The organism is Streptomyces sp. NPDC048484 (assembly GCF_040651415.1).
Taxonomy (GTDB): domain Bacteria; phylum Actinomycetota; class Actinomycetes; order Streptomycetales; family Streptomycetaceae; genus Streptomyces.
The window spans coordinates 1-25,457 of the sequence record NZ_JBEZJY010000015.1 but is presented as its reverse complement, the minus strand read 5'-3'; the positions used below and the strand labels follow the sequence as shown (position 1 = coordinate 25,457).

The window sequence follows — 25,457 nt, the reverse complement described above, 5'->3', positions numbered from 1 at the left end:
ACCAGGAGACCCACAATGCGCGGAATACGCACAGAACTCACCACACATGATCCCCTGTTGATATTGTTTTTGCCGGACACTCCTTAGCGCACGCGCCTGCGGAGCGCGACCACCAGGAGGTGTCATGTTGCAGGGCAACACCAGCAAAGTGAGCCGCTGGGACCAGCACGGCCGCGAGCACGTCGTACGAGTGCAACGCTCGGGTGTGCAGCGGATGATCAGATGCGATACGTGCGGCTGGCGCAAGGCCGCCCAGTTCCTGCCCTGGCTGAAGGCCGAGGAACACCTCGCGGAGGAACACCAGGCGACGGTGGACCCGGCAGGGGCCTGACCGTACCTGGCCGGTCAGGCGCGCAGCCCGCGCAGCACCAGGTCCACGACCGACTCGAACTCGTCCTCGATCCCCGGCTGTTCCCACTCGCGGGCATGGCACGGGTCGTGGAAGCGGTCCGTGGCGTGGAAGAGGGCGAGGGCGGTGGCGGCCGGGTCGGCAGCGGCGAAGGCGCCGGAGTCGAGGCCTGCCCTGACGATCGTCGTCAGCTGGCCGGCCAGGATGGAGATGTGCTCACCCACCGCCTCGCCGCTCTCCCCGACCAGCACCATGTACGTGGCGAAAAGCTCGGGGTCGTCGCCCGCCTTGCGGCGCTTGGCGGTGAACAGGGCCGCGAGCCAGTCGCGCAGGCGGGCCTCCGGGTCGCGGTCCTGCGCGACGATGTCCGAGAGACGGTCCGACGTACGGTCCAGCCAGCGCTTCGTGACCGCCTCCCGCAGCGCCGCCTTCGTACGGAAGTGCCGGTAGACGCTGCCGTGGCTGACGCCGAGCGCACGGGCCACGTCCACCACGGTGGCCTTCACGGGGCCGTGGCGGCGCAGCACCTCCTCGGTGGCCTCAAGGATGCGCTCGGCGGTCAGGATTTCGGTGGTCGCCATGACGATGACCGTACCGGCGGTGTCGTCAGCGCTCGCTGTCGAGGTGTGCCATCTGCGCGGACGGGTAACGCTCGCCCGCCGCTGCCCCGGCCGGGACGGCGTCCTCGATCGCGGTGAGGTCGGCGGCATCGAGGACGACGTCGAGCGCCCCGAGGGCCTCCGTCAGCCGCTCACGGGTCCGGGCGCCCACCAGCGGCACGATGTCCTCACCACGGGACAGCGCCCAGGCGATCGCGATCTGCGCGACGGACACGCCCTTCTGTTCGGCGATCTTCCGCAGTGCCTCGACGAGGTCCAGGTTGTGCCGGAGGTTCTCGCCCTGGAAGCGGGGGCTGAACGCCCGGAAGTCGTTCGCGGCGAGCTGCCGGTCCTGTGTGAAGTGCCCGGAGATCAGGCCGCGCGACAGCACGCCGTACGCGGTGATGCCGATGCCCAGTTCGCGCGTGGTCGGCAGGATCTCGTCCTCGATGCCGCGCGAGATGAGGGAGTACTCGATCTGCAGGTCCGAGATCGGAGCGGTGGCGGCCGCCCTGCGCACGGTCGCGGCCCCGACCTCACTCAGGCCGATGTGCCGTACGTACCCCTTCTCGACGAGTTCGGCGATCGCGCCGACGGTCTCCTCGATGGGGACGTCCGGGTCGACGCGCGCGATGCGGTAGACGTCGATGTGGTCGACGCCGAGCCGCTGCAGCGAGTACGCCGCGAAGTTGCGCACCGCGGCGGGTCGCCCGTCGTAGCCGGCCCAGGCGCCGTCCGGATCGCGCAGGGCACCGAACTTCACGCTGATGAGCGCCTGTTCGCGCCGCGCGGCCGGGGCGGCCCTAAGCGCCTCGCCGATCAGCATCTCGTTGTGGCCCATGGCGTAGAAGTCGCCGGTGTCGAGCAGCGTGACGCCCGCTTCGAGGGCGGCGTGGATGGTGGCGACACCTTCGGCCCGGTCGGCGTCGCCGTACAACGCGGACATGCCCATGCAGCCGAGGCCGAGGGCAGAGACCTGGGGGCCGGTAGTTCCGAGGGAACGGTCAAGCATCTGGACTCCTGGGTATCCGGAACGTGGGGCGGGACGGCATGCCCTCCGAGAGCTGGGCACACCTCCACCCTGGCACGACAACTGACAGATTTCAATATCTGTCAGTTGTTATCTGTCAGTTGCCATCTGTCATCTGTCATTCGACGGTTGCCGGTCTCGGGTCGCCGGCCCATCGCAAGCAAATGCCTCGGCCCCCTCACAGCTGTGAGGGGGCCGAGGCATTCACCACCCGGGGGCGTTCATCACCCAGGGACGAGCGACTACGCGACTAGCAGCCGACGAGCCGGCTGGCCAGGTACCCCTCGATCTGGTCGAGAGAAACCCGCTCCTGCTTCATGGAGTCCCGCTCGCGAACGGTCACCGCGTTGTCCTCAAGCGTGTCGAAGTCCACGGTCACACAGAACGGCGTACCGATCTCGTCCTGACGCCGGTAGCGGCGCCCGATCGCGCCGGCGTCGTCGAAGTCGATGTTCCAGTTCTGGCGCAGCGCAGTGGCGAGGCCCTTGGCCTTCGGGGACAGCTCGGGGTTGCGCGAGAGCGGAAGCACCGCGACCTTCACCGGCGCGAGCCGGGGGTCGAGCCGCAGCACGGTCCGCTTCTCCATCTTGCCCTTGGCGTTGGGCGCCTCGTCCTCGATGTAGGCGTCCAGGAGGAACGCCAGCATCGCGCGGCCGACACCGGCCGCCGGCTCGATGACGTACGGCGTCCAGCGCTCGCCGGCCTCCTGGTCGAAGTAGGAGAGGTCCTGGCCGGAGGCCTTGGAGTGCGCGGAGAGGTCGTAGTCCGTGCGGTTGGCGACGCCCTCCAGCTCACCCCACTCGTTGCCGCCGAACTGGAAGCGGTACTCGATGTCGGCGGTGCGCTTGGAGTAGTGCGAGAGCTTCTCGGCCGGGTGGTCGTACCAGCGCATGTTCTCCTCGCGCATGCCCAGGCCGGTGTACCAGTTCCAGCGCTCCTGCATCCAGAACTCCTGCCACTTCTCGTCCTCGCCCGGCTTGACGAAGAACTCCATCTCCATCTGCTCGAACTCGCGGGTCCGGAAGATGAAGTTGCCGGGCGTGATCTCGTTGCGGAAGGACTTGCCCATCTGCGCGATGCCGAACGGCGGCTTCTTGCGCGAGGTCTGCTGGACCTGGGCGAAGTTGGTGAAGATGCCCTGCGCGGTCTCGGGGCGCAGGTACGCGACGGAGCCGCTGTCCTGCGTGGGGCCGAGGTGGGTGGAGAGCAGCCCGGAGAACTGCTTGGGCTCGGTGAACGTGCCCTTGTTGCCGCAGTTGGGGCAGTTGAGGTCGGCGAGGCCGTTCTCCGGGGCGCGGTTGTGCTTGGCCTCGTACGCCTCCTCCAGGTGGTCGGCGCGGTACCGCTTGTGACACGAGGTGCACTCGGTGAGCGGGTCGGAGAAGGTGGCGACATGGCCGGAGGCCACCCAGACCTCGGTCGCCAGGATCACGGACGAGTCGATACCGACGACGTCCTCGCGCGACGTCACCATGTTGCGCCACCACTGGCGCTTGATGTTGTCCTTGAGCTCGACACCCAGCGGCCCGTAGTCCCAGGCGGCACGCTGGCCGCCGTAGATCTCACTGCACGGATAGACGAAGCCACGGCGCTTGCTCAGGCTGACGATGGTGTCGATCTTGTCGGCGGCCACGGTGCTCTCTTCATTACGACGACGGGCGAAAATTGACTGGTTCGGTGCGATGGGGATTCCCCCAGGCGATTAGCTCTGGGGGAGCCTCGATGGGGGGGGTGGCGGTCGGGTGACGGGCGGGCGGTTGCTTCACAGCGGTTGCTTCACAGCGAATACTTCAGAGCGAATGCTTCAGATTACCGGCGGCCCCGCCCTCCGGATCAAATCGGTTGGGGTCCAGGCCGGACCCCGCTCCCCCGCGCTTCGTCACACCCGTCGCATACCGGGATGAAGCCCAGATCACAGGACGGCTTATTGACAATCGTTTCCAAGCTAGCTGAAAATGACTGTCATGAACGTACGACGACGTCTCGCCGCTCCTCGCGCCGCAGCCCGAAAAAGCACAACCCGAATAAACACAGCCGGGATCGCGGTGGCAGCAGCCACCGCCCTCACGATCGGCTCCCTCTCCGCCTGCTCGTCCGACTCCAGCGCGGCCGACGGCAGCGGCAAGCTCGATGTCGTGGCGTCGTTCTACCCCTTGCAGTTCCTCGCCGAGCGGATAGGCGGGGACCACGTCAGCGTGAACACCCTGACCGAGCCCGGCCAGGAGCCGCACGACCTGGAGATCAGCGCCAAGCAGACCGCGCAGCTCCAGGAGTCGGACGTGGCCCTCTACCTGAAGAACCTCCAGCCCTCCGTCGACGAGGCGATAGGCCAGTCCGAGGTCAGGTCGAAGGTCGACGCGGCCACCCTCACCAGCCTGGAGAAGCACGGCAACGAGGTCGGCGGCCACGCGGCCGAGCACGACGACCACGGTCACGAGGGCGAGGAAGGCGAGGAGGGCTCCGGCCTGGACCCGCACATCTGGCTCGACCCCGTGAAGTACGCCGAGGTCGCCGAGGGGGTGGGCAAGGCCTTCGAGAAGGCCGACCCCGACCACGCCGCGGCCTACAAGAAGAACACCGCGACCCTGGTGAAGCAGCTGCACGGGCTCGACACAGGGTTCAAGGACGGGCTCAAGGACACGAAGACGAAGGTCTTCATCACCACTCACTCCGCCTTCGGCTATCTCGCCGAGCGCTACGGCCTCACCGAGGAGGCCATCAACGGCCTGGACCCGGAGAGCGAGCCCAGCGCCAACCGCGTCAAGGACCTTGAGAAGATGGCCAGGGCCGACGGCGTCTCCACGGTCTTCTACGAGACCCTCGTCAGCGACAAGACCGCGAAGACCATCGCCGCGGACGCGGACCTGAGGACGGATGTGCTCGACCCGATCGAGGGCATCACGGAGAAGTCCAGGGGCGACGACTACATCCAGGTCATGGAGTCCAACCTCAAGGCGCTGCAGAAGGCACTTGGCGCGAAGTGACCGAAACCGCCGAAACCGCCACAGTGACCGAAGCGGCTGAAGCGGTCGAAGTAACCGAAGTAACCGAAGCCTCTGCGAAATGACCGCAACATGATCAGCGTGAGACTCAGCCTCACCCTCCGGAGGACGTCGGCATGACGAACGAGCCCGACACACCGACCGCCACCCCGCACCCGCCTGTCATCTCCCTGCGCGGTGTGACGGCCGAACTCGGCTCGCGCCCCGTCCTGCGCGGTATAGACCTCGCCGTGAACCACGGCGAGGTCGTCGCGCTGCTCGGCGCCAACGGCTCCGGCAAGTCGACGGCCATCCGCACGGTCATCGGCCAGGTCCCGGTCACCGGCGGCGAGATCGAGCTGTTCGGCACTCCCCGGCGCCGCTTCCGCGACTGGGCGCGCGTGGGATACGTACCGCAGCGCACGACCGCCGCCGGTGGCGTACCGGCCACGGTGACCGAGGTGGTGTCCTCCGGGCGGCTGTCCCGTGCCCGCTTCGGCGTCCTGCGCAAGGCGGACCGTGCGGCCGTACGGCACGCTCTGGAGCTGGTGGGCCTCGCCGACCGCGCCAAGGACTCCGTGGACGCGCTCTCCGGCGGCCAGCACCAGCGCGTCCTGATCGCCCGCGCCCTCGCCTCCCGGCCCGAACTGCTGATCATGGACGAACCGATGGCTGGCGTGGACCTGGCGAGCCAGGAGGTACTTGCGGCGACCTTGCGGGAGCAGGTCGCGGCGGGCGCCTCCGTCCTCCTCGTCCTGCACGAGCTGGGCCCCCTGGAGCCGCTGATCGACCGCGCTGTCGTCCTGCGCGACGGCTGCGTCCTGCACGACGGCCCGCCCCCGCGCGCGCTCGGCCAGCATGCTCTGCCGGGCCACGACCACGTACACCCCCACGCGGCCCACGACGCCGGACCGATCCGGACGGGACTGCTGAGCTGACCGCCATGAACATCGCCACGGACTCGCTACGGACCTCGCCATGAACCTCGAAATCCTCGATTACGCCTTCATGCAGCGGGCCCTGCTCGCCGCCGTACTCGTCGGCATCACCGCACCCGCCGTCGGCATCTACCTGGTGCAGCGCCGCCAGGCCCTGCTGGGCGACGGCATCGGCCATGTCGCGATGACGGGGGTCGGCCTCGGCTTCCTGCTGTCCTGGTCCCCGGTGTGGATGGCGACCGCCGTCTCCGTGCTCGGCGCGGTGCTGATGGAGCTGATCCGCTGGTACGGGAAGACGCGCGGCGACATCGCGCTGGCGATGCTCTTCTACGGGGGCATGGCGGGCGGCGTGATGTTCATCAACCTCGCGCCCGGCGGCTCCAACGCCAACCTGACCTCGTACCTCTTCGGCTCGCTCTCGACGGTCTCCGAGGAGGACGTGACGGCGATCTGTCTGCTGGCGGCCTTCGTCGTCCTCGTCACGGTCGGGCTGCGCCGGCAGCTGTTCGCGGTCAGCCAGGACGAGGAGTTCGCGCGGGTGACCGGGCTGCCCGTGCGCGCCCTGAACCTGCTCACGGCGATCACCGCGGCGGTCACCGTCACGGTCGCCATGCGGGTCGTCGGCCTGCTGCTGGTCTCCGCCCTGATGGTGGTCCCGGTGGCCGCCGCGCAGCAGCTCACCCGCAGTTTCGCGGCCACTTTCGCGATCTCGGTGGCCGTCGGCGTGAGCGTGACCATCGGCGGCACGGTGACCTCGTACTACCAGGACGTACCGCCCGGTGCGACGATCGTGCTGCTGACGATCGGCGCGTTCTTGCTGCTCACGGTGGTGGCGACACCGCTGGCCCGGCGCCGGGCGCGGGCCGCCGCGCAGGTCGCGTCGCAGGAGGCCGGCGACCCGGCGGAGTGCGCTGTTCCGGCACCCCGCACGCCCACCGGGAAGGTCGGCGTCTGACCGCGCCCAGCTCGGGCTGGCACAATGGCCCGGCAATGCCGCAGACGTTTTGGAGGCAACGGTGACGACCGCTGGACCGCCCGTTCGGGGCCGATCCACCCGGCAGCGTGCCGCCGTGGCGGCCGCGCTCGACGAGGTGGACGAGTTTCGCAGCGCACAGGACCTGCACGACATGCTCAAGCACAAGGGCGACTCCGTCGGGCTCACCACGGTGTACCGCACGCTGCAGTCCCTCGCGGACGCGGGTGAGGTCGATGTGCTGCGCACGTCGGACGGGGAGTCCGTGTACCGCCGCTGCGAGAGTGGCGACCACCATCATCACCTCGTGTGCCGCGTCTGTGGGAAGGCCGTCGAGGTGGAGGGGCCGGCTGTGGAGAAGTGGGCCGAGGCGATCGCGGCGGAGCACGGGTATGTGAACGTCGCTCACACGGTGGAGATCTTCGGCACCTGCGCGGAGTGCGCTGCGCGCGGCCAGGGGTAACGGCCCGGCGGCAGCGAGGTCGGCGTTCGCTTCCGGGTGCGGCCCGGTGGGGGTTGCCCGCGCAGTTCCCCGCGCCCCTGAATACCCCAGGGGCGCGGGGAACTGCGCGATCAGCCCGGAGCGGAGGGTGTCACTCCCCGTCGGGGCGGCCCCTCATGTCGGCCTCCATGGCAAGAAGGTCCTCGTTGGGGACGGCGCCCCCGAAGCGGCGGTCCCGCGACGCGTACTCCACGCACGCCCGCCACAGGTCACGCCGGTCGAAGTCCGGCCACAGCACATCCTGGAAGACCATCTCGGCGTAACTCGACTGCCAGATCAGGTAGTTGGACGTGCGCTGCTCACCGCTCGGCCGCAGGAAAAGGTCCACGTCCGGCATGTCCGGGTAGTACAGGTACTTCTGGATGGTCTTCTCGTTGACCTTGTCCGGGTCGAGCTTCCCGGCGGCGACATCCGCGGCCAGTGCCTTCGCCGCGTCGGCGAGTTCGGCGCGCCCGCCGTAGTTGACGCAGAAGTACAGGGTCAGCAGGTCGTTCTTCTTCGTCTGCTCCTGGGCGACCTGCAGCTCCTGGACGACGGACTTCCACAGCTTGGGCATACGGCCGACCCAGCGGATGCGGATGCCGAGATCGTTCATCTCGTCCCGCCTGCGCCGGATGACGTCCTTGTTGAAGTTCATCAGGAAGCGGACCTCCTCGGGCGACCGCTTCCAGTTCTCCGTCGAGAAGGCGTACAGGGAGAGGTTCTTGACGCCCAGCTCCAGGCAGCCCTTCAGGACGTCCATCACGACGCCCTCGCCGACCCGGTGGCCCTCGGTGCGCGGCAGACCTCGCTCCTTGGCCCAGCGGCCGTTCCCGTCCATCACGCACGCCACGTGGTTCGGGATCAGCTCGCCGGGGAGCTTGGGTGCGCGGGCACCGGACGGGTGCGGCTCAGGCGTCTTGTACTCGCGGCGCTGGCGCCCCAGGATCCCGCGTACCACCATCTGCGTCTCGTCTCCCTCAGTTCTCGTACAGCTGTTGTTTGCACTGTTGGTTGCGCCGCTGGTTGCACGGCTGGTTGCAGCGCTGGTTGCCCTAGGTGCTTTTCTCCACGTATCGCAGTGAGCGCAGTCCGCGCTCCAGATGCCAGTGCAGGTAGGCCGACACCAGGCCGCTGCCCTCCCTGACATACCGCGACTCGCAGGCGTCCGCGACCGCCCAGTCCCCGGTCAGCAGCGCGCCGAGCAGTTCGAGGGCCCCCGTCGAGGGTACGACGCTGCCGGGCACCCGGCAGTCGACGCAGACGGAACCTCCCGCGGCGACCGAGAAGAAGCGATTCGGTCCGGGCATTCCGCATTTCGCGCAGTCGTTGAAGCTCGGCGCGTAGCCGTTCACGGCGAGTGAGCGCAGCAGGAAGGCGTCGAGGATGAGATGCGGCTCGTGCGCACCCTGGGCGAGGGTGCGCAGCCCGCCCACGAGCAGCAGGTACTGCTGGACGGCGGGCTCGCCCTCGTGGTCCGTGAACCGCTCGGCCGTCTCCAGCATGGCCGTACCGGCGGTGTAGCGGGCGTAGTCGGTCACGATCCCGCCGCCGTACGGAGAGATCGTCTCGCTCTGCGTGCACAGGGGCAGCCCGCGGCCGATCAGCTCACTCCCGCGCGCGAAGAACTGCACGTCGACGTGCGAGAACGGTTCGAGGCGGGCCCCGAACTTCGATTTGGTCCGGCGTACGCCCCGCGCGACGGCGCGTACGCGCCCGTGACCACGGGTGAGCAGGGTGATGATCCGGTCCGCCTCACCCAGCTTCTGGGTGCGCAGCACGATGCCGTCGTCGCGGAACAGACTCATGGTCCCATTCTCGCGTACGGAGTCAGCGGGTGCGGTCGGGGCTGCTGATCGCCTCCCACGGCGCCAGGTTCCAGGGGCTGGCCCGGTTCGCCGGGTCCAGGAGCGACTTCAGGTGGGCGTCGGACACAGCCTGGGGGGCGGGGACGTCCGCTGTGCCCCGGAGGTTGTCCCGCCAGACCATCCGCCCCAGCAGATAGTGCTCGGCGTACTCCTTCCATGATCCGTACGATCTCACCACCGCCGGCACGATGTTCTTGAGCGCGGTCCAGGTGTCGGCCTCGCTCAGCATCCCGCTCGCGAAGCCCCGCCGGGAGATGTCCACGTACAGCCCCGCGTCCCACGCCAGCGGTTCGACCCCGAGCCGCAGCCGTGCACGGGCGCGGTAACCGCTGCGCGCGAGGCCGTCGAGCCGGCCGACCAGCTCGGCACGGGAGGTGATCTCCCACTGGTCGGCCAGCCACTTCCTGGCCTTGTCGTCGTCGACGCGCGTGAACGGGTACAGGGTCGTCCGGGAGGCGTCCCGGTCCCGGCTCACCGGCGCGGCGAGCGACACCATCCACAACTGGTGGACGGTGAGCGGTACGGGGTACTTGCGCACGGTTTTCTGCCCGCGCCGTTTCCAAATCGCCATGGCGCAGCACCCTATGCGGAGGCCCCCCGGCTCTTCACCCCTCCCCTTCAAGGGACCTCCCCGCGGCTGCGTGCGTTGGCGTACGCCGTCGCCGCGCTGAGCCGTTCCGCCGTGGTGGCTCCCCGGACGGTGTCCGGTGCGCAGTCCCATTCCCTGCCGCCGCCGTACGGCCTGAGTTGTACGTACGGCCCCTCGTGTCCCATCACCATGCCCACCCGCCCCGTTCCCGTGTCGACGACGTATGTCCCGATGGTTGGCTTCATCCGAGCACCGCCGCGAGTCGGGCCGCCGTCTCGACGGAACACCGGCCCAATTCCACGAGCGGACAGGGCGCCTCTCGCGCCAAAGTTGCCTGGTCGATCCGGAGTGTCGGCAACGTAATTCCTGCGTTCGCAAGCGCTTCGCGCAATTCTTTCACCGTTTCCTCCGCTTGTTCGACGCAGACCGTCGAGTGCCGTGCGTCGCGTCCCTGGTGAGCAGCCTTCACGGTGTTCCCCTTTTCTTCTGGGTTTCACTCTTTTCATCCACACCGTGACACCTGCCACTTAGACTTTGGAAGACCTCTACGCTCAACAACGTCCGTGCAGTACAGGGAGGTTCGGCCATGGCCAATGGTTCGCGTCAGGCGGCTTGGGAGTTCTTCGGAACAGAGCTGAAGAGACACCGGGAGGAGGCCGGTCTGACCCAGGCGGAGTTGGGTTATCGCGTTTTTGTGTCGGGCGGCTACATCGGGCAATTCGAACAGGCGATTCGCCGTCCACAGTTGGATGTCGCGCAGAGGATCGATGACCTTCTACAAACCGGAGGCTTTTTCGAGAGGACGTGGCGAAAGCTCATCAAGGATGAGCCGTACACGGAGTACTTCGCGCACGCGGCGGAACTCGAACGGCTGGCGACGGAGATCTGCGAGTACGCACCAACGGTGATCCCGGGGCTCCTCCAAACGCGGGAGTACGCACGGGCTATGTTCCTGGCGGGCAATCCGCTCGCCGCCGAGGGGTACATCGAGGAGTTGGTCAAGGGACGCATCGACCGGACCCAGCTCCTCAAGGACGCTACACGTCCCGTGTATTGGGTGGTCCTCCACGAGACGGTGCTGCGCATCCCCGTCGGCAGCACGGCAATCATGGCCCTTCAGTTGGACCATCTCGCAACGTTGATGCGGGAGCGCAAGGTGCTGCTGCAAGTACTGCCGTTCACGGCAGGAGCACACCCGGTCATGGGCAAGATGATGTGGCACATGGAGTTCGAGGACGCCCCACCGACCGTCTATACAGAGGCCGTGTATTCAGGGAACCTGCTCGATGAACCGGCAGTGGTGAAGCGGATCCGGTCGTCATACGATCTGATTCGGGCCGCCGCGTTGTCGCCGGAGGCGTCCCTGACACTGATCAACGCGGCAGCGGAGGACCACAGACGATGCGCGAGTTCGATCTGACGAACGCCCGCTGGCGCAAGAGCACCTCCAGCGGAGGCGACGGCGGGGAAGCCTGCGTCGAGGTCGCCGACGGAGTCCCCGGCATCGTGCCCGTTCGGGACAGCAAAGTCGTGGAGGGACCCGTCCTGCTGATCGGGTCCCTTGCCTGGGCGGAGTTCATCGGCACTGTGGCGGAGTCCCGGACCCGCCTTCACTGAGCGGTCGGGGTGTCCGAGGTGGGCGGATCGGCCGGGGGAGTAATGGTCCGCGGTTTGGTGCTGGTGAACAGTCGGTGACGGGGCAGGCTCTGGCGGGGTGGCCGGGTCATCGTGATCTGGCGGACAAGTTGCTGGAAGCAGGCCAGGGCCGCGAGGGCCGGCAGGACGGCCGCGGCGATGCCGGTGAAGCTGCGGTGGGCCTGCGCCGCGCACAGCGCCATCGCGAGGGTTGAGAACAGCAGCACGACCACCCACGAGTGTGCGGCACGGCGCTGATGCAGTGCGGCGCGCAGGATGGAGAGCGAGGCCACCATCCACGGCCCGTAGAGCAGCAGGGGCCACCAGAAGGTCGCGCCGCTCTGTGTGTGGGACGCGATGTGGCGCAGGGGGACGTAGGACACGATCCCGCCGAAGAGGCTCACCATCGACACGATGACGGCGACGAGCGCGGCGATCAGGAAGCTGACGGTCTGCAGCCAGGTGAAGCGGACCTTGCGGACCCGTACTTTCCGGTGCCCGGCGGGGTGGGACCGGATGGGCGGCAGCTCAGCGGTGATGCTGGCGAGGTTGTCCATCGGGTCGCCGGTCAGCCCGACGTCGGGTGCCGCCTCGTCGCGGTGCTGTGGCACGGCAGCGGCGGCGACCTGCTCCACCGACACGGCGTCCTGCAGGAGGTGGGTGAGTTCCTCGACCGGGTCCCAGGCCGAGTCGAGGGGATCCGCGGGGGCGCTCGGGTACTGCGTTTCGACGGGGCCACGATGCCGCCCGCCGCCCGGCCCGACGTGACGCGGAGGAGAATAGTCACCCGGAGCGAAGAGATGGGCATAGTCGTCGGTCATGGAATATCCCCCTCTTCAGGCAAGGGCCACTTTGCTGCCGGGCCGCTCCTGGCCGCCCCACCGCTGGTTCAGATCGTTCTGCGCCGTGCTCAGGGATGACAGGAAATCGCTCAACAGCGGCTCGGTGACCTGCAGTTCGACCAGCTTGCCGTCCCCGTGCAAGGTGCCGGTGGCGCCCGGCGCCGAATAGGCCGAGGCGGGCGTGTAGATGTACCTGCCCAACACCACCGCAGGGTAGGCAATCAGATTTTCCGCCACCGCACGGGCGTGAGTGGGAGCACCGAAGGGACTTACTTTCGTCATATGTCGCTAACGCCGCCATCCTTACTCAGGTGCGCGGCAAATGAGTGAGCGTAACGCCGTTAAAAGCATTGACGACGGCGTTTGTAAGTCAAGACCAAACATAGCCCGACGAAAAGGTTTTGCTATTGGAGATCTTATACGCGGGCTGCCCTGTCGAACTGTCGGGCCAGTGCGCGGAAGGCCTGCTTCGGCTCCCAGTGCCAGGCGGAGTCCGGGTCGTCGGGCCGGTCCTTGAGCGGCTTGACGATCGCGTAGGACGCCATGTCGAGGTCGTACCGCGGGTTGTCGGGGCGGTGCGGAGCGTCGGCGGTGACGAACTCGAACGCCATTGCCGCGTACAGGTTCATCGATTCGAAGACGTCGAGGAGATCGGTGAGATAAGCGGCCTGTACGCGTTCGCTGCGCACCGGGTTCCCCTTGATCTCCGGTGGTGTCCTGCCGTAGTCGACGATGTCCCAGCCCATCCCGCCCTGCTCCGGGGCGCCGACGAACGTGCAGGTGCCGAACTCGGTGATGGCGACCGGCTTCCCCCAGCGCAGGAACTTGCGCAACTCGGCCACGTACTGCGCCCGTTGGGGAAAATACGAGTAGTAGTCGATCCCCACGATGTCGAAGAGGTTCCAGTCGACGTTCTCGAACGCCGGGTCCTGCATGGCGGCGTAACTGAGCCTGCCGCGGAAGACCGACCGGCCCACCGCCGCCGCCTTCACGGTCAACGCGGCCAGCCGCTTCTGCATCCCCGCCAGATCGAAATCGTCCTTCCCCAGGTTCTCGATCCGTTCGAAGACATCGGCCCCCGGCACGATCCCCGGCACGAACAGCCAGAACTCGCACCCCACGGCGAGGGTGACGCGCGCCCCCTGGCGCCGGAGCCGCTCCCCGTGCCGGCCCGCCTCCGCCAGGTGTTCGAGGATCTCCTTCTCCGGCACGTCGCCCAGCGTCGGCTGGAGCCACACGTGCAGTCCGCGCTCCGCGACCTCGTTCGCTGTGGCGTTGAGCCGCTCGACACCGTCCCCGGTGACCTCGACGGTGTCGGCGTGCAGGTCGTGGGCGATCGCCCTGATGTCGCCACGCATCCGCCGCTCGCTCCACGCCGTCCCCGGGGTCTCCCCCGCCCCGACGGTGTAGACGACCCCGCGGTGCGTCAGTCCGCGGCACTCCGCGCCGGAACCGGACGCGCGCCCGCCGCGGGTACCGACCGTGTGCGCACGGCGGGTGTCGGCGGCGGCAGCCGCCGGCAGACCCACCACCGCACCGGCCCCCGCGGCCGCCGCCGCGGCCATGAACCCCGCCCGGCTGATCCCCGCGGCGGTTCCCCTGACGTCCCGCGTGCTCCCCGTACTCCCCGTGCTCCCCGTGCTCCCCGTACTTCCGGCGCTCCCCGTACTTCCGGCGCTCCCCGTGGTCCCCGCGTTTCCGGTGTTTGCCGCCTTCTCATCCATGCCGCAAGTCTGGTGAGCCGCGGCCCCCGTGGCTGTCGGCCGATGGTCTACGGAGCCCCGACCAAGGTATGCGCGCCGGTCGCCCGAAGTGGCCGGGAGTTGTGTGTCAGACCTACGTCACTTCCCGAACCTGCGTACGTACGTCCGCTGCCAGGGCGTCTCCACGGCGTGGCGATCGTAGTTCCGTCGTACGAACCCCACGGCGTCCTCGGGCGGCACGCCGTCCAGGACCGCCAGGCAGGCCAGAGCCGTACCCGTCCTTCCCCGGCCGCCCCCGCAGGCGATCTCGACGCGCTCGGCGGGATCCGCGGCCCGCTCCCAGGTCTCCGTCAGGGCCTTGCGCGCCTCCGCCCGGTCTCGTGGCAGCCGGAAGTCGGGCCACCTCAACCACCGTGTCTCCCACGGGACTTCGGGCGGCTCCTTGCCGAGGAGGTAGACGCCGTACGTCGGGAGGGCCGCCTCGGGGTCGAGTTCCTTGCGCAGCCCCCGGCCCCGTACCAGCCGCCCGGACGGCAGCCGGAGCACTCCGGGCGCCTTCTCGTCCCACCTCACACCCACTCTGCCCCTCCACGTCGTGCGCTCGCAAAGCGACGACTATGTCACGGTGCCGACGGACCGTGACCTCGGACGCGGAACTCGATCATCTCGTACAGCACCCCGGCCTTGTCGGCACCCAGCTGCACAGGGTCCGAGTACATTGCCTGCGGCTACAGGGAGTTGAGGCGAACTCAGACCGTGCCGGGTATCACGAGCCCCGACTCGTACGCCACGATCACCAGCTGTGCCCGGTCCCGCGCCCCCAACTTGCCCATGATCCGGCTGACATGGGTCTTCGCGGTCAGCGGACTGAGTACCAACGCTTCGGCGATCTCCGTGTTGTTGAGACCGCGCCCGACCAGCGCGAGCACCTGCCGTTCCCGTTCGGACAGCCCGCTCGGCCCGCCCACCGTGGATGGCGTCGCGGTGTTCGGCGCGCGCAGAAAGCGGGCGATCAGCCGCGAGGTGGGGCCGGGCGAGAGGAGGGATTCCCCCGCGGCCACCGTCCGGATGGCGTCGAGGAGTTCGGCCGGCCTGATGTCCTTCACGAGGAAGCCGGACGCCCCGGCCCGCAGTGCCTCGACGATATGCTCGTCGGTCTCGTACGTCGTCAGGACGAGCACCTTCACCCCCGCGAGATCCTCGTCGGCGGCGATGAGCCGGGTCGCCTCGATCCCGTCGAGGTCGGGCATGCGGATGTCCATCACGATGAGATCGGCCCGCGCCGACCGGGCCAGCGCCACGGCCTCCCGCCCGGTGCCCGCCTCGGCGACGACCTCCATGTCCCCGGCCGACGAGACGAGCATCGCGAAGGAGGCCCGTACGAGGTTCTGGTCGTCGGCCAGCAGTACGCGGATGGTCATCGAACCTCGTCCTCCCGGGACAGCGGCAGTGTGGCGGTCACTTCGAAGCCCTCGGCGGGCCCCGGACCGGCGTCCAGTGTGCCGCCCACGCTACGGGCCCGCTCCCGCATTCCGACAAGCCCGAACCCCGGCGTGCCGCCGGACGGCGCCGCCCCGCCGCCCGGGCCCGCGCCCCCGCCCGTCCCGTCGTCCCTGACACTCACCCGCAGTGCGCCGTCCGCGGTCCACAGACCCACCCGCACGGTGAGGTCCTCGCGGCCACCGTGCCGTACGGCGTTGGTGAGCGCCTCCTGCACGATCCGGTAGGCGGCGGCGCCCACGGAGGGCGGTATGCCGTCCGCACGGACGGACAGTTCGACCTTGGCCCCGGCCATCCGGCCGGACTCCGCGAGACCGGCCAGTCCGTCGATCCCGGGCAGTGGCCCCCACATGTCCTCGGCCCCGGAAACAGAACCGGACAAGGAACCGGCCCTCGCTCCCGGATCCGCGCCCACTCCCACGACCGTGTCATGCGCCCGCAGCACCTCCAGCGTCGTACGCAGTTCCCCCCGGGCGGCCCGGCAGGTCCCCGCGATGTCGTCCAGTGCCTGGGCGACGGCTTTGCGGTCGAGGCGCTCGGGGTCGGCGGTGAGGACGTGGGCCGCCACGGACGTCTGCACGCCGATGAGTGTGATGCTGTGGGCGAGCAGGTCGTGCAGGTCACGGGCCATCCGCAGCCGTTCCTCGACGACGCGGCGCCTGGCCTCCTCCTCCCGGGTGCGTTCGGCCCGCTCGGCCCGCTCGACGATGGAGGCGACGTACAAGCGGTAGTAGCGGACGGCGATACCGACGACCAGGACCGCGATGATCCAGCCGGAGATCTCCAGGGACTCCAGCGCCCCGTCCTGGTCGGTGATGCCGTTGCTGATCACTGTCGAACCGAGGACGGCGACACCGGTGAGCAGCGTGCGGCGTACGGCGCCGGTCGCCGCGACGGTGTAGAGCGCCAGGACGATCGCGGGGACGGGCGGGGCGGGGTTGTAGTCGAAGGCGTAGTACGGCGCCATGCAGGCCACCACTCCGAGCAGGGCCGCCACCGGACGGCGGCGCCGCCATACGAGAGGCACGTACCCGGCGAGCAGCAGCGTCCAGCTGAGATGGCCGGGCCGGACCCCTTCGCCGCCCATCAGGGTGATGGCAAAGGCGAGCACGGCGACGCCCAGCGCGAGGACCGCGTCGTTGCGGGTGCGGTGCGGTGCGGTCAGCGGTTCGCGGTTGATGGCGGACATGACGCGCTCGACGCGACGGGACCGGCCGCCGCCACCGGCCGCCGTCTCCACCGCCGACCGGTCGCGTACCACTGTGATCGTTCCCCGTTCTTCCACGGCTCCATCTTCCGGTACTCGTGCGGGAACCCGGGCGCCTCTCCGGAAGGAGGGGCGCCCGGGCGGGCCCGCGGGATCAAGGTGCTCGATCAGCGTGCTCAGGGTGCACTGACGGTTTCCGGCTGCCGGGGCGGCTCGGTCGGTCCGCCCGGTCCGCCCGGTCCACTCGACCCGGCCGGTTCGGCCGGGTCGGGCTCCCGTGAGAGCACGCCCGGCCACCACACCTTCCGGCCCAGGGCGACGCTGGCACTGGTCACCAGATACGTCCGTACGAGGAAGGTGTCGAGCAGGACGCCGACGGCGATCACGAAGCCGAGCTGGACCAGCTGCACCAGGCCCATGTTCGTCAGCACGGCGAAGGTCGCGGCGAGGACGAGTCCGGCGGAGGCGATGACGCCGCCGGTGGTGCGCAGCGCGGTGAGTGCCGCCGTGGCCGGTTCCGCTCCCGCCAGGGACTCCTCCCTCATCCGGTGCATGAGGAAGATGCCGTAATCGACTCCGAGGGCGACCAGGAACACGAAGGACAGCAGTCCGAGCCCCGGATCGGTGCCCTTGAGGCCGAGGAGCGGTTCGAAGATCAGTCCGCCGATCCCGAGGGAGGCGCCCCACACCGCGACGACCGCGACCACCAGGAGCAGCGGTGCGACCAGACTCCGCAGCAACCCCATCAGGATGAGCATCACGGAGACGAGGACGAGCGGTACGATGATCTTCGTGTCCCGGGCGTTGGTGGCCTCCAGGTCGATCTGCTGGGCGCTGTCCCCGCCGACGTAGGAGCCCTTCAGTTCCTTCCGCAGGGACTTGATGGTGGCGGTCTCCCCCGCCGACTGGGGTGCGCTCTTCACGAAGACGGAGATCTCGGTCCAGCCGTGTCCCGTACGCCCCTTCTCCGCGCTGCCGACGCCCGGTGTGTCGCGGACGATCGCGAGGGTCTCGTCGACGCGCCCCTGCGGGGTGATCACGTCGAGGGGCTGGCTGCCCTGCCCGGGATAGGCCTTGGCAACGGTCTCCATCGCGACGACGGACTCCGGCTTCTTGACGAAGGAGTCCTCCTGCTTGAGCGGTCCCGGCAGGTTGAGAGAGCCGAGGGCGAGGGCGCCGAGCAGTACGGCACCGCTCGCGAGTACGGTCAGCGGCCTGCGTCCGGCAGAGCTGCCCATCGCCGAGAACAGGTTGCGCCGCTGCTTGGGCGTGCTCCCGAAGGCCGGCACGAGCGGCCAGAACACCCGTCGTCCGACCAGTACGAGGATGGCGGGGAGCAGGGTCAGCATCGCGATCAGCGCACACAGCACGCCGACCGCGCCGAGCGGGCCCATGCCCTTGCTGCTGTTGAGGTCGGCGGCGAGCAGGCACAGCAGTCCGGCGGCGACGGTGCCGGAGGAGGCGAGCACGGCGGGCCCGCAGCCCCGCAGGGCGGCCATCATGGCCTCGTACGGGCGCTCGATGCGGCGCAGTTCCTCCCGGTAGCGCGAGATGAGCAGCAGCGCGTAGTCCGTGCCCGCCCCGAACACAAGGATCGTCATCACCCCCGAACTCTGCCCCGTGACAGTCGTGCCGAAGGCCTGGTTGAGGCCGTAGGAGACACCCATCGACATGTAGTCGGCGATCCCGGCGACGACGAGGGGCACGAGCCACAGCACGGGGCTGCGGTAGATCAGGATCAGCAGTATGGCGACGACGGCGATGGTGGTGTAGAGCAGCGGTCCGCCGAGCGAGTCGTAGACCGCGCCGGAGTCGGTGCCCAGCGCGCCGGTGCCGCCCACATCGACGCTCAACCCGCCTTCGCCCTGGGCGACTTTGCGGACGTCGGTGACGAGCTTGTCCTGCTTCTCCTCGTCCGCCCCGGGATCGTTGCTGGCGACCGGGTACATCAGGGTCGTGCCGTCCTTGGACGGAATCCCCTCGGGAGCACCGCCGATCAGCTTGTGCTGCCCGGCGATCTCCGCGACCTGCCCGGCCGCGGTCTTCCGGTCGGCGGCGCTGAGCCCGCCGTCCCGGTGGTAGACGAGCACCATCTCGGTGGTCTCGCCCCCGGGCAACTTGTCCTCGATCTTCGCCGCTTGCGTCGAGTCGGCGCTCGCCGGCAGGTAGTCGGTGGCCTTGTCGTGCTGCACGCTGCCGAGCTTCATCGCGAACGGCCCAACGAGCGCGATCACGGCAATCCACAGCCCGAGCAGCGCCCATGGAACGGCTCGCCCGCGTCCCGGCCCCAGCCTCGTCGTAGTGGTTGTCTCTTCGACCCTCATTGACCGATCTCCCTACGGGTGACGTCTGCTTCGGTTCCCAGACTTCCGGTGAGAACCACAGCTTTCGTCGGACGGGAGGGCGAGGTCGTACGTACTGCCGGGGGCGGCGAGGGGCGCGCATTACTCCCAGGGGAGTAACGCGCGGCTGTAACGGGCAGCGGCCTCCGCGCCCTTCAGGGGCGCGGGGCTGTGTCGATGTGCGGCTCCTCCCCCACTCTCGGCTTCGCTCGAGCGGGGGGACCCCCATCGTGGGCGCGACCAGCCCCCACGGACCCGCAGCAATCACTCGGCCCCGCCCGGAGGGCGCCGGCCGGGAGGGCGCGAGGGGGCCGGATCCACCCGGGGCTCAGGACGGCGTCCGCGCCGCGGTGAGCAGGCGGGTCACATCGTCCGCGCAGATCATCAGCGCGGCTCCCACCGTGGTGAGCGCCTCACGCTCCGCAGGCGTGTAGGGCCCGTCCGCGAGAGCGATCCGCGCACCCTGCAGCAGGATCGACTCCCGCCCGGCGGGAGCGAGATGCGGCGCCAGCGGGTCCAGGGCCTCGTGCAGCTCTATGGACAGCCCCGGCCCGCAGGGCTCACCGAAGAGCCGCCCGGTATCGGCGGCGAGCGCCTCGACAAGCGCGGCGAGCTGGTCCTCCGTGCAGTCGTCGAAGCCCGCCGAGCGAACGGCACCCGCGGCGGTCTCCAGCGACGTACGCGCGCACGTACCGCCGGCGGCGAGCACGGCGAGGGCGACGGTGTGGACGGCATCCCGCAGCATCGCCGAGAAGCGGGTGGTGGTCGGATGGTCGAGAACGTCCGCGCTGTAGTGATGCCCGCAGGCCGCGCACTCCACAACAGGCCCCGTCTCACCGCGCGGCATGACCGGGACGCCGAGACAGGTGAAGCGGCGGCGGCCGGTGAGCCGCTGGTAGTTCCGGTCACCTCCGCAGCCCGGGCAGAAGAACTCGCCGTCACCGACGGTGGTCCACGCCGTCCTGGTTCCGAGGATGCGAGAAACGCCCATGGTGCCGGCCCGGACAAACCGGCCGTTTCGTCCCCATCCTGGCAGCACGTGCGCACCTCCGTAACCCCACGGCAACATCGCCGCGTTGGCGTGATGTTAGCCACATTGTTGATGCGGAGTCAGCACCTCGTGCGAGGCCACTCATCGACATGGCCGGATAAACGCAGCGGTCCCGCCCGCCTGTGAGGCGGACGGGACCGGAGAAACGCAGGTGAACAGCCTTATCGCGTCGCGCGGTTGACGGCGGAGACGACAGCCTTCAGCGATGCGCGTGTCGTATTCGCGTCGATGCCGATTCCCCACAGCACCTTGTCCCCGATCGCGACCTCGATGTACGAGGCGGCCACCGCGGAGGCGCCCTCGCTCATCGTGTGCTCCTGGTAGTCCAGCAGCCTGGCGTCGACCCCGATGCCCTGCAGGGCATGGAAGAACGCGGAGATCGGGCCGTTGCCGGTGCCGACCAGGGTGGTCTCGGTGCCGTCCACCTCGGCATCGACCGTGAGCGTGTCCACGCCGTCCTTGTCCGTCGTGGACTGGCCGTTGCTGACCTGGACACGGCCCCAGGGGTTGTCCGGGTTGGGCAGGTACTCGTCCTGGAAGGCCGCCCAGATGTCCTTCGGGGTGACCTCGCCGCCCTCGGCGTCCGTCTTCGCCTGGATGATCCTGGAGAACTCGATCTGCATCCGGCGCGGCAGGTCCAGCTTGTGGTCGTTCTTCAGGACGTACGCGATACCGCCCTTGCCGGACTGCGAGTTGACCCGGATGACGGCCTCGTACGAGCGGCCGACGTCCTTCGGGTCGATCGGCAGGTACGGGACGGCCCACTCAATGTCGCCGACCGTGACGCCCTTGGCGGCCGCGTCGGCCTCCATCGCGTCGAAGCCCTTCTTGATGGCGTCCTGGTGGGAGCCGGAGAAGGAGGTGTAGACGAGGTCGCCGACGTACGGGTGGCGGGCGTGGACCTCCATCTGGTTGCAGTACTCCGCGGTGCGCCGGACCTCGTCGATGTTCGAGAAGTCGATCTGCGGGTCGACGCCCTGCGAGAACAGGTTCATACCCAGGGTGACCAGGTCGACGTTGCCGGTGCGCTCGCCCTGGCCGAACAGGCAGCCCTCGATGCGGTCGGCGCCGGCCATCAGTGCCAGCTCGGCGGCCGCGACCGCCGTACCGCGGTCGTTGTGCGGGTGGACGGACAGGCAGACGTACTCGCGGCGGGACAGGTTGCGCGACATCCACTCGAAGCGGTCCGCGTGCGTGGAGGGGGTCGAGCGCTCCACGGTGGCGGGCAGGTTGAGGATGATCTCGCGGCCCGGGCCCGGCTGCCAGACGTCCATGACGGCCTCGCAGACCTCCAGGGCGAAGTCCAGCTCGGTGTCGGTGAAGATCTCGGGGCTGTACTGGTAGCCGAAGACCGTCTCGGGGCCCAGCAGCTTCTCCGCGTACTCGACCACCAGACGGGTGCCGTCGACGGCGATCTGCTTGATGTCGTCCTTGGAGCCACGGAAGACGACCCGGCGGAAGACGGGCGCGGTGGCGTTGTACAGGTGGACCGTGGCGCGCTTGGCACCCTTCAGCGACTCGACGGTCCGCTCGATCAGGTCCTCGCGGGCCTGGGTCAGTACGGAGATCGTGACGTCGTCCGGGATGGCGCCGTCTTCCTCGATGATCGAGCGCACGAAGTCGAAGTCGGTCTGACCGGAGGCCGGGAAGCCGACCTCGATCTCCTTGTAGCCCATCGACACCAGCAGGTCGAACATCTCACGCTTGCGCGCGGGCGACATGGGGTCGATCAGGGCCTGGTTGCCGTCACGCAGGTCGGTGGAGAGCCAGCGGGGGGCTGTGGTGATCCGGTTGTCCGGCCACGTACGGTCGGAGATGTCGACCTGGTCGTACGGGTGGTAACGGTGGATCGGCATGGAGGTGGGCTGCTGGCGATTCGCCATGATGCGAGGGGCTCCTCTTGGTCCGCTTGATCCTCGGATCACTCCGAGGGACGGCCGACGGCGCAACACCAAACTCCGCGGGGAGGGGGTCGGCCTCGACTACAGGCCCTCGCCGCGGCAGCTAAGGAGAAGCAGCCCGATTCGCATGATGCTCCGCATGCTAGCCGAGCCACGCGTCACGCGAGGTCCCGTATCAGTATGCGGGATGGTCAGGAATGCCGACACAAAAGGTGCACGACATCACATTTACGCACGTTGGACGCACCCCTCTCCCGGGGGTGCGGGGCGGCGACATTTTTTCTCCCGGGGGCATGGGGCGGCGACATTTTGCGGCTCCGCCGCGGGGCGCGACCAGCCCCCTCCGACCCGCACCCCTAACACGAAACCGGACCCCCATCCCCCACTTACCCTCCCATTTCACCAATCATGATTGCCTCTAGTGACAGTTAGGTCACACAGTGCAATGGTGCGGGACATGACGACAAACGGGGGCTTCGAGCCCGTCTTCTGCACCATCGTTCCGCCCCACGTCCTCGACACCCTGTCCCAGGCCGAGGACTCCGCGCTCGCCGGCAAGGCCCGCCGCACCCTGGAACGCGACGCCCGGGAGCGCACCCACCGCCGGCTGACCACCGTGCTGGGCGCACCCGCCCTCGCCCCGCCCAGCGGCGCCGCCGAGGACAAGCCGAACCGTACGGTCTACGACGCGAAGCACAAGCAGGACCTGCCAGGCAAGAAGGTGCGCGGCGAGGGCGACAAGCCCGGCAAGGACGCCACCGTCAACCGCGCGTACGCCGGTCTGGGCGCGACCTTCGACCTGTTCCTGAAGGCGTACCGGCGCAACTCGATCAACGGCGAGGGCCTGCCGCTGAACGCGACCGTGCACTTCGACGAGGACTACAACAACGCCTTCTGGAACGGCGAGCAGATGGTGTTCGGCGACGGCGACGGCGAGATCTTCCTCGACTTCACCATTCCGGTCGACGTCATCGGCCACGAACTCACGCACGGCGTCACGCAGTACACGGCGAACCTCACGTACTTCGGCCAGCCGGGCGCGCTCAACGAGCACTTCTCGGACGTCTTCGGCTCGCTCATCAAGCAGTACCCACTCGGCCAGAGCGCCGCCGACGCCGACTGGCTGATCGGCGCGGGCCTGCTCGCCCCGCGCGTCACGGGCACGGCCCTGCGGTCCATGAAAGCCCCGGGCACGGCGTACGACGACGACGTGCTCGGCAAGGACCCGCAGCCCGCCACGATGGACGACTTCGTCCGCACAGGGCGCGACAACGGCGGCGTGCACATCAACTCCGGCATCCCCAACCACGCCTTCTACCTGGTCGCGAGCACCCTCGGCGGGCAGGCCTGGGAGCGTGCCGGACAGATCTGGTACGACGTGCTGACCGGCGGCGAGCTGGACTCGGAGGCCAGTTTCACGGACTTCGCGACGCTGACCCTGGCGAAGGCACGCGCCTCGTACGGCGAGGGCGAGGAACTGCAGGCCGTCACCAAGGCGTGGGAACAGGTCGGGGTACCGACCCAGTGACCGTGCCCTTGCCTGCCGTGCCCGTGCCGTGCCGTGCCGTGGCAGTAGCGGTGAGTCTGGCCCGGGCCCGCGTTTCGTACTGGACCGTTTCGTACTAGACAAGGACCCATGCGTATTCAGGTGAGCCGCACAGGCGGTTTCGCGGGTATCGAGCGGCGCGCCGAGGTGGACACCTCGGGGCGGCCCGACGCCCAGGAGTGGCATGCCCTGGCCGAGCAGGCGATCGCGGCCGGCCGGGGCACGCCCCCCATAGGTGTCCCGGACGGCTTCGGCTACCGGATCACGGTGGACGGGAAGACGGTCTACTGCGCGGACCCCCGCCTGACGGAAGAACAACGAAAACTGATCTCAAGGGTCCTGAAGGAGGGCGCGTAGTACCCCACTTCACCCCGGCCCGTTGACTTCCATTACCGACGGTACGGATGATCGCGCGCATGGCGAACACGGTGAGCACGGTGAGCACGGCAACGACCCCGATACCCCGGTTCCCGGACGGCTTCCTCTGGGGAGTCTCCACCTCGGCCCACCAGATCGAGGGCGCGGCGGACCGGCGGGACCCCTCCGTGTGGGACGCCTTCACGGCCGAACCGGGCCGGGTGAAGGACGGCTCGACGGCCGCGGTGGCCTGCGACCACTACCACCGCTACCCCGAGGACGTGGCCCTGCTGCGCGAGCTCGGCGTGGACGCGTACCGCTTCTCCATCTCCTGGCCGCGGGTGAACTCCCCCGGCGGCCTGGACTTCTACGACCGGCTGGTCGACGAGCTGTGCACGGCGGGGGTACGTCCGGTCCCGACCCTCTTCCACTGGGATCTGCCGCTGTCGATCCAGGAGGCAGGTGGCTGGCTGCGGCGGGACACCGCCGAGCGGTTCGCCGAGTACGCCGCGCTGGTGGCCGCCCGGCTCGGTGACCGGATCACCAAGTGGATCACCCTCAACGAGCCTGCCGAGCACACCCTGCTGGGCCACGCCCTGGGGGCGCACGCGCCCGGCGACCGGCTCCTCTTCGACTCCCTGCCTGCGGCCCACCACCAGTTGCTGGCCCACGGTCTCGCCGTACGGGCCCTGCGTGCGGCCGGAGTCACGGACATCGGCATCGCCAACTCGCACGGCCCGACCTGGCTCGCCTCCCAGGAGCCCGCTGATCTGGAGGCGGCCGGCTTCTACGACCTGCTCCTCAACCGGCTCTTCGCGGACCCGGTACTGCTGGGGCGGTACCCGGAAGGCATCGCCGAGCTGATGCCCGGCGACGCCGAGGACATCGCGTCGGACCTGAAGATCATCGGTGAGCCGGTCGACTGGTACGGGATCAACTACTACGCGCCGACGAGGGTGGGCGCGCCGCAGGGCTCGGAGATCGAGTTCGGCGGACTGACGATGCCCGCCGAACTCCCCTTCTCCGTGCGGGAGATCGAGGGCTACCCGGTCACAGACTTCGGCTGGCCGGTGGTACCGGAGGCCCTCACGGAGCTGCTGGTGGACTTCCGCGAGCGGTACGGCGACCGGCTCCCGCCCGTCGTCATCACGGAGAACGGGTGCTCGTACGAGGGGCTCGACGACCAGGAGCGGATCACGTACCTGGACGGCCATCTGCGGGCGCTGCACCGGGCATCGGAGCAGGGAGTGGACGTCCGCGGGTACTTCGTGTGGTCGCTCCTCGACAACTTCGAGTGGGCTGAGGGGTACGCGCGGCGGTTCGGCCTTGTGCACGTCGACTTCGCCTCGCTGGAGCGGACTCCGAAGGCGTCGTACCACTGGCTGCGGGAGGTGCTGCGAGCGCAGCGACGACGATGACGGGGGCCCCGTCTCGTCCCGGGGGGCTGCGCCCCCAGACCCCCCTGTCGCGCTGACGCGCTCGTCCTCAAGCGCCCGGCGGGGGTTTAGCCCGGCCCGGGCGTGTGGGCCGGGGGGTGGGGGGGGGGGCCCCCAGGACCTGGCGGG

Annotated in this window: 26 protein-coding genes; 10 read left to right on the top strand and 16 right to left on the bottom strand. The window is 69.0% G+C overall.

Annotated features, from left to right (window positions below; all coding sequences use genetic code 11):
* Nucleotides 1-124: 124 nt before the first annotated feature.
* On the top strand, nt 125-331 hold the full coding sequence (locus AB0D14_RS16880; RefSeq protein WP_362779413.1) for a hypothetical protein: 207 nt from the start codon (nt 125-127) through the stop codon (nt 329-331).
* A 14-nt stretch (nt 332-345) separates the two neighbouring features.
* On the opposite strand, the gene AB0D14_RS16875 is transcribed toward AB0D14_RS16880, so the two are convergent.
* The 3 genes from AB0D14_RS16875 to AB0D14_RS16865 all read right to left on the bottom strand — a co-directional run bounded on the left by AB0D14_RS16875 (nt 346) and on the right by AB0D14_RS16865 (nt 3,611).
* Complete coding sequence (locus AB0D14_RS16875) at nt 346-930, bottom strand: TetR family transcriptional regulator (protein WP_362779411.1); 585 nt, start codon at nt 928-930, stop codon at nt 346-348.
* A 25-nt stretch (nt 931-955) separates the two neighbouring features.
* A complete protein-coding gene (locus AB0D14_RS16870; protein WP_362779409.1) occupies nt 956-1,960 on the bottom strand; it encodes an aldo/keto reductase in 1,005 nt (334 codons plus the stop codon).
* 268 nt (nt 1,961-2,228) lie between these two features.
* Nucleotides 2,229-3,611, bottom strand: coding sequence for a glycine--tRNA ligase (locus AB0D14_RS16865; RefSeq protein WP_362779407.1), 1,383 nt, complete (start codon nt 3,609-3,611; stop codon nt 2,229-2,231).
* A 331-nt stretch (nt 3,612-3,942) separates the two neighbouring features.
* Between AB0D14_RS16865 and AB0D14_RS16860 the strand changes: the two genes are divergently transcribed.
* From AB0D14_RS16860 to AB0D14_RS16845, 4 genes are all read left to right on the top strand, one after another.
* Nucleotides 3,943-4,962 (top strand): metal ABC transporter substrate-binding protein, encoded by a 1,020-nt coding sequence (locus tag AB0D14_RS16860; RefSeq protein ID WP_362779405.1) that lies wholly within the window; start codon nt 3,943-3,945, stop codon nt 4,960-4,962.
* Between the two features lie 134 nt (nt 4,963-5,096).
* Nucleotides 5,097-5,897 (top strand): metal ABC transporter ATP-binding protein, encoded by an 801-nt coding sequence (locus tag AB0D14_RS16855; protein ID WP_362779403.1) that lies wholly within the window; start codon nt 5,097-5,099, stop codon nt 5,895-5,897.
* Between the two features lie 40 nt (nt 5,898-5,937).
* Nucleotides 5,938-6,852, top strand: coding sequence for a metal ABC transporter permease (locus AB0D14_RS16850; RefSeq protein ID WP_362779400.1), 915 nt, complete (start codon nt 5,938-5,940; stop codon nt 6,850-6,852).
* 61 nt (nt 6,853-6,913) lie between these two features.
* The gene (locus tag AB0D14_RS16845; RefSeq protein WP_362779397.1) at nt 6,914-7,333 is read left to right on the top strand and encodes a transcriptional repressor; all 420 of its coding nucleotides are present in this window, start codon (nt 6,914-6,916) and stop codon (nt 7,331-7,333) included.
* A gap of 130 nt (nt 7,334-7,463) precedes the next feature.
* Here the strand turns inward: AB0D14_RS16845 and AB0D14_RS16840 are convergent, their stop codons facing one another.
* The 4 genes from AB0D14_RS16840 to AB0D14_RS16825 form a co-directional block, all read right to left on the bottom strand.
* Nucleotides 7,464-8,315: an isoprenyl transferase gene (locus AB0D14_RS16840; RefSeq protein ID WP_362779395.1), complete on the bottom strand. Its 852-nt coding sequence runs from the start codon at nt 8,313-8,315 to the stop codon at nt 7,464-7,466.
* A gap of 91 nt (nt 8,316-8,406) precedes the next feature.
* Nucleotides 8,407-9,159, bottom strand: coding sequence for a DNA repair protein RecO (recO, locus tag AB0D14_RS16835; RefSeq protein WP_362779392.1), 753 nt, complete (start codon nt 9,157-9,159; stop codon nt 8,407-8,409).
* A 22-nt stretch (nt 9,160-9,181) separates the two neighbouring features.
* Nucleotides 9,182-9,790 (bottom strand): DUF1266 domain-containing protein, encoded by a 609-nt coding sequence (locus tag AB0D14_RS16830; protein WP_362779390.1) that lies wholly within the window; start codon nt 9,788-9,790, stop codon nt 9,182-9,184.
* A 47-nt stretch (nt 9,791-9,837) separates the two neighbouring features.
* Entirely contained in the window at nt 9,838-10,053 is a 216-nt protein-coding gene (locus AB0D14_RS16825; RefSeq protein WP_362779388.1) for a hypothetical protein, read from the bottom strand.
* A 341-nt stretch (nt 10,054-10,394) separates the two neighbouring features.
* On the opposite strand from AB0D14_RS16825, the gene AB0D14_RS16820 reads away from it, so the two are divergent.
* Nucleotides 10,395-11,228, top strand: coding sequence for a helix-turn-helix transcriptional regulator (locus tag AB0D14_RS16820; RefSeq protein WP_362779386.1), 834 nt, complete (start codon nt 10,395-10,397; stop codon nt 11,226-11,228).
* Nucleotides 11,210-11,425 carry a DUF397 domain-containing protein gene (locus tag AB0D14_RS16815; protein ID WP_362779384.1) on the top strand — a complete coding sequence of 72 codons (216 nt, stop codon included), beginning with the start codon at nt 11,210-11,212 and terminating at the stop codon, nt 11,423-11,425. The genes AB0D14_RS16820 and AB0D14_RS16815 overlap by 19 nt, the downstream gene beginning before the upstream one ends.
* Here AB0D14_RS16815 and AB0D14_RS16810 read toward each other — a convergent pair.
* From AB0D14_RS16810 to leuA, 9 genes are all read right to left on the bottom strand, one after another.
* The gene (locus tag AB0D14_RS16810) at nt 11,419-12,264 is read right to left on the bottom strand and encodes a DUF2637 domain-containing protein (RefSeq protein WP_362779383.1); all 846 of its coding nucleotides are present in this window, start codon (nt 12,262-12,264) and stop codon (nt 11,419-11,421) included. The genes AB0D14_RS16815 and AB0D14_RS16810 overlap by 7 nt on opposite strands.
* Nucleotides 12,265-12,279: 15 nt before the next feature.
* On the bottom strand, nt 12,280-12,522 hold the full coding sequence (locus AB0D14_RS16805; protein WP_362779381.1) for a hypothetical protein: 243 nt from the start codon (nt 12,520-12,522) through the stop codon (nt 12,280-12,282).
* A gap of 179 nt (nt 12,523-12,701) precedes the next feature.
* Nucleotides 12,702-13,850, bottom strand: a complete 1,149-nt coding sequence (locus AB0D14_RS16800; protein ID WP_362779379.1) for an abortive phage infection protein — start codon at nt 13,848-13,850, stop codon at nt 12,702-12,704.
* Between the two features lie 276 nt (nt 13,851-14,126).
* Entirely contained in the window at nt 14,127-14,567 is a 441-nt protein-coding gene (locus tag AB0D14_RS16795; protein ID WP_362779377.1) for a protein phosphatase, read from the bottom strand.
* Between the two features lie 170 nt (nt 14,568-14,737).
* Nucleotides 14,738-15,409: a response regulator transcription factor gene (locus tag AB0D14_RS16790; protein ID WP_362779374.1), complete on the bottom strand. Its 672-nt coding sequence runs from the start codon at nt 15,407-15,409 to the stop codon at nt 14,738-14,740.
* Complete coding sequence (locus AB0D14_RS16785) at nt 15,406-16,677, bottom strand: histidine kinase (RefSeq protein ID WP_362779697.1); 1,272 nt, start codon at nt 16,675-16,677, stop codon at nt 15,406-15,408. Before AB0D14_RS16785 ends, AB0D14_RS16790 begins: the two co-directional genes overlap by 4 nt.
* 194 nt (nt 16,678-16,871) lie before the next feature.
* The gene (locus AB0D14_RS16780) at nt 16,872-19,019 is read right to left on the bottom strand and encodes an MMPL family transporter (protein WP_362779371.1); all 2,148 of its coding nucleotides are present in this window, start codon (nt 19,017-19,019) and stop codon (nt 16,872-16,874) included.
* 346 nt (nt 19,020-19,365) lie between these two features.
* Complete coding sequence (locus AB0D14_RS16775) at nt 19,366-20,076, bottom strand: TerB family tellurite resistance protein (protein ID WP_362779368.1); 711 nt, start codon at nt 20,074-20,076, stop codon at nt 19,366-19,368.
* Nucleotides 20,077-20,249: 173 nt separating this feature from the next.
* Nucleotides 20,250-21,971 carry a 2-isopropylmalate synthase gene (gene leuA / locus AB0D14_RS16770; RefSeq protein ID WP_362779365.1) on the bottom strand — a complete coding sequence of 574 codons (1,722 nt, stop codon included), beginning with the start codon at nt 21,969-21,971 and terminating at the stop codon, nt 20,250-20,252.
* A 475-nt stretch (nt 21,972-22,446) separates the two neighbouring features.
* Between leuA and AB0D14_RS16765 the strand changes: the two genes are divergently transcribed.
* The 3 genes from AB0D14_RS16765 to AB0D14_RS16755 all read left to right on the top strand — a co-directional run bounded on the left by AB0D14_RS16765 (nt 22,447) and on the right by AB0D14_RS16755 (nt 25,310).
* Nucleotides 22,447-23,517, top strand: a complete 1,071-nt coding sequence (locus tag AB0D14_RS16765; RefSeq protein ID WP_362779362.1) for a M4 family metallopeptidase — start codon at nt 22,447-22,449, stop codon at nt 23,515-23,517.
* Nucleotides 23,518-23,625: 108 nt separating this feature from the next.
* Entirely contained in the window at nt 23,626-23,892 is a 267-nt protein-coding gene (locus AB0D14_RS16760; RefSeq protein ID WP_362779359.1) for a protealysin inhibitor emfourin, read from the top strand.
* A gap of 59 nt (nt 23,893-23,951) precedes the next feature.
* Nucleotides 23,952-25,310, top strand: coding sequence for a GH1 family beta-glucosidase (locus AB0D14_RS16755; RefSeq protein ID WP_362779357.1), 1,359 nt, complete (start codon nt 23,952-23,954; stop codon nt 25,308-25,310).
* Nucleotides 25,311-25,457: the final 147 nt, after the last annotated feature.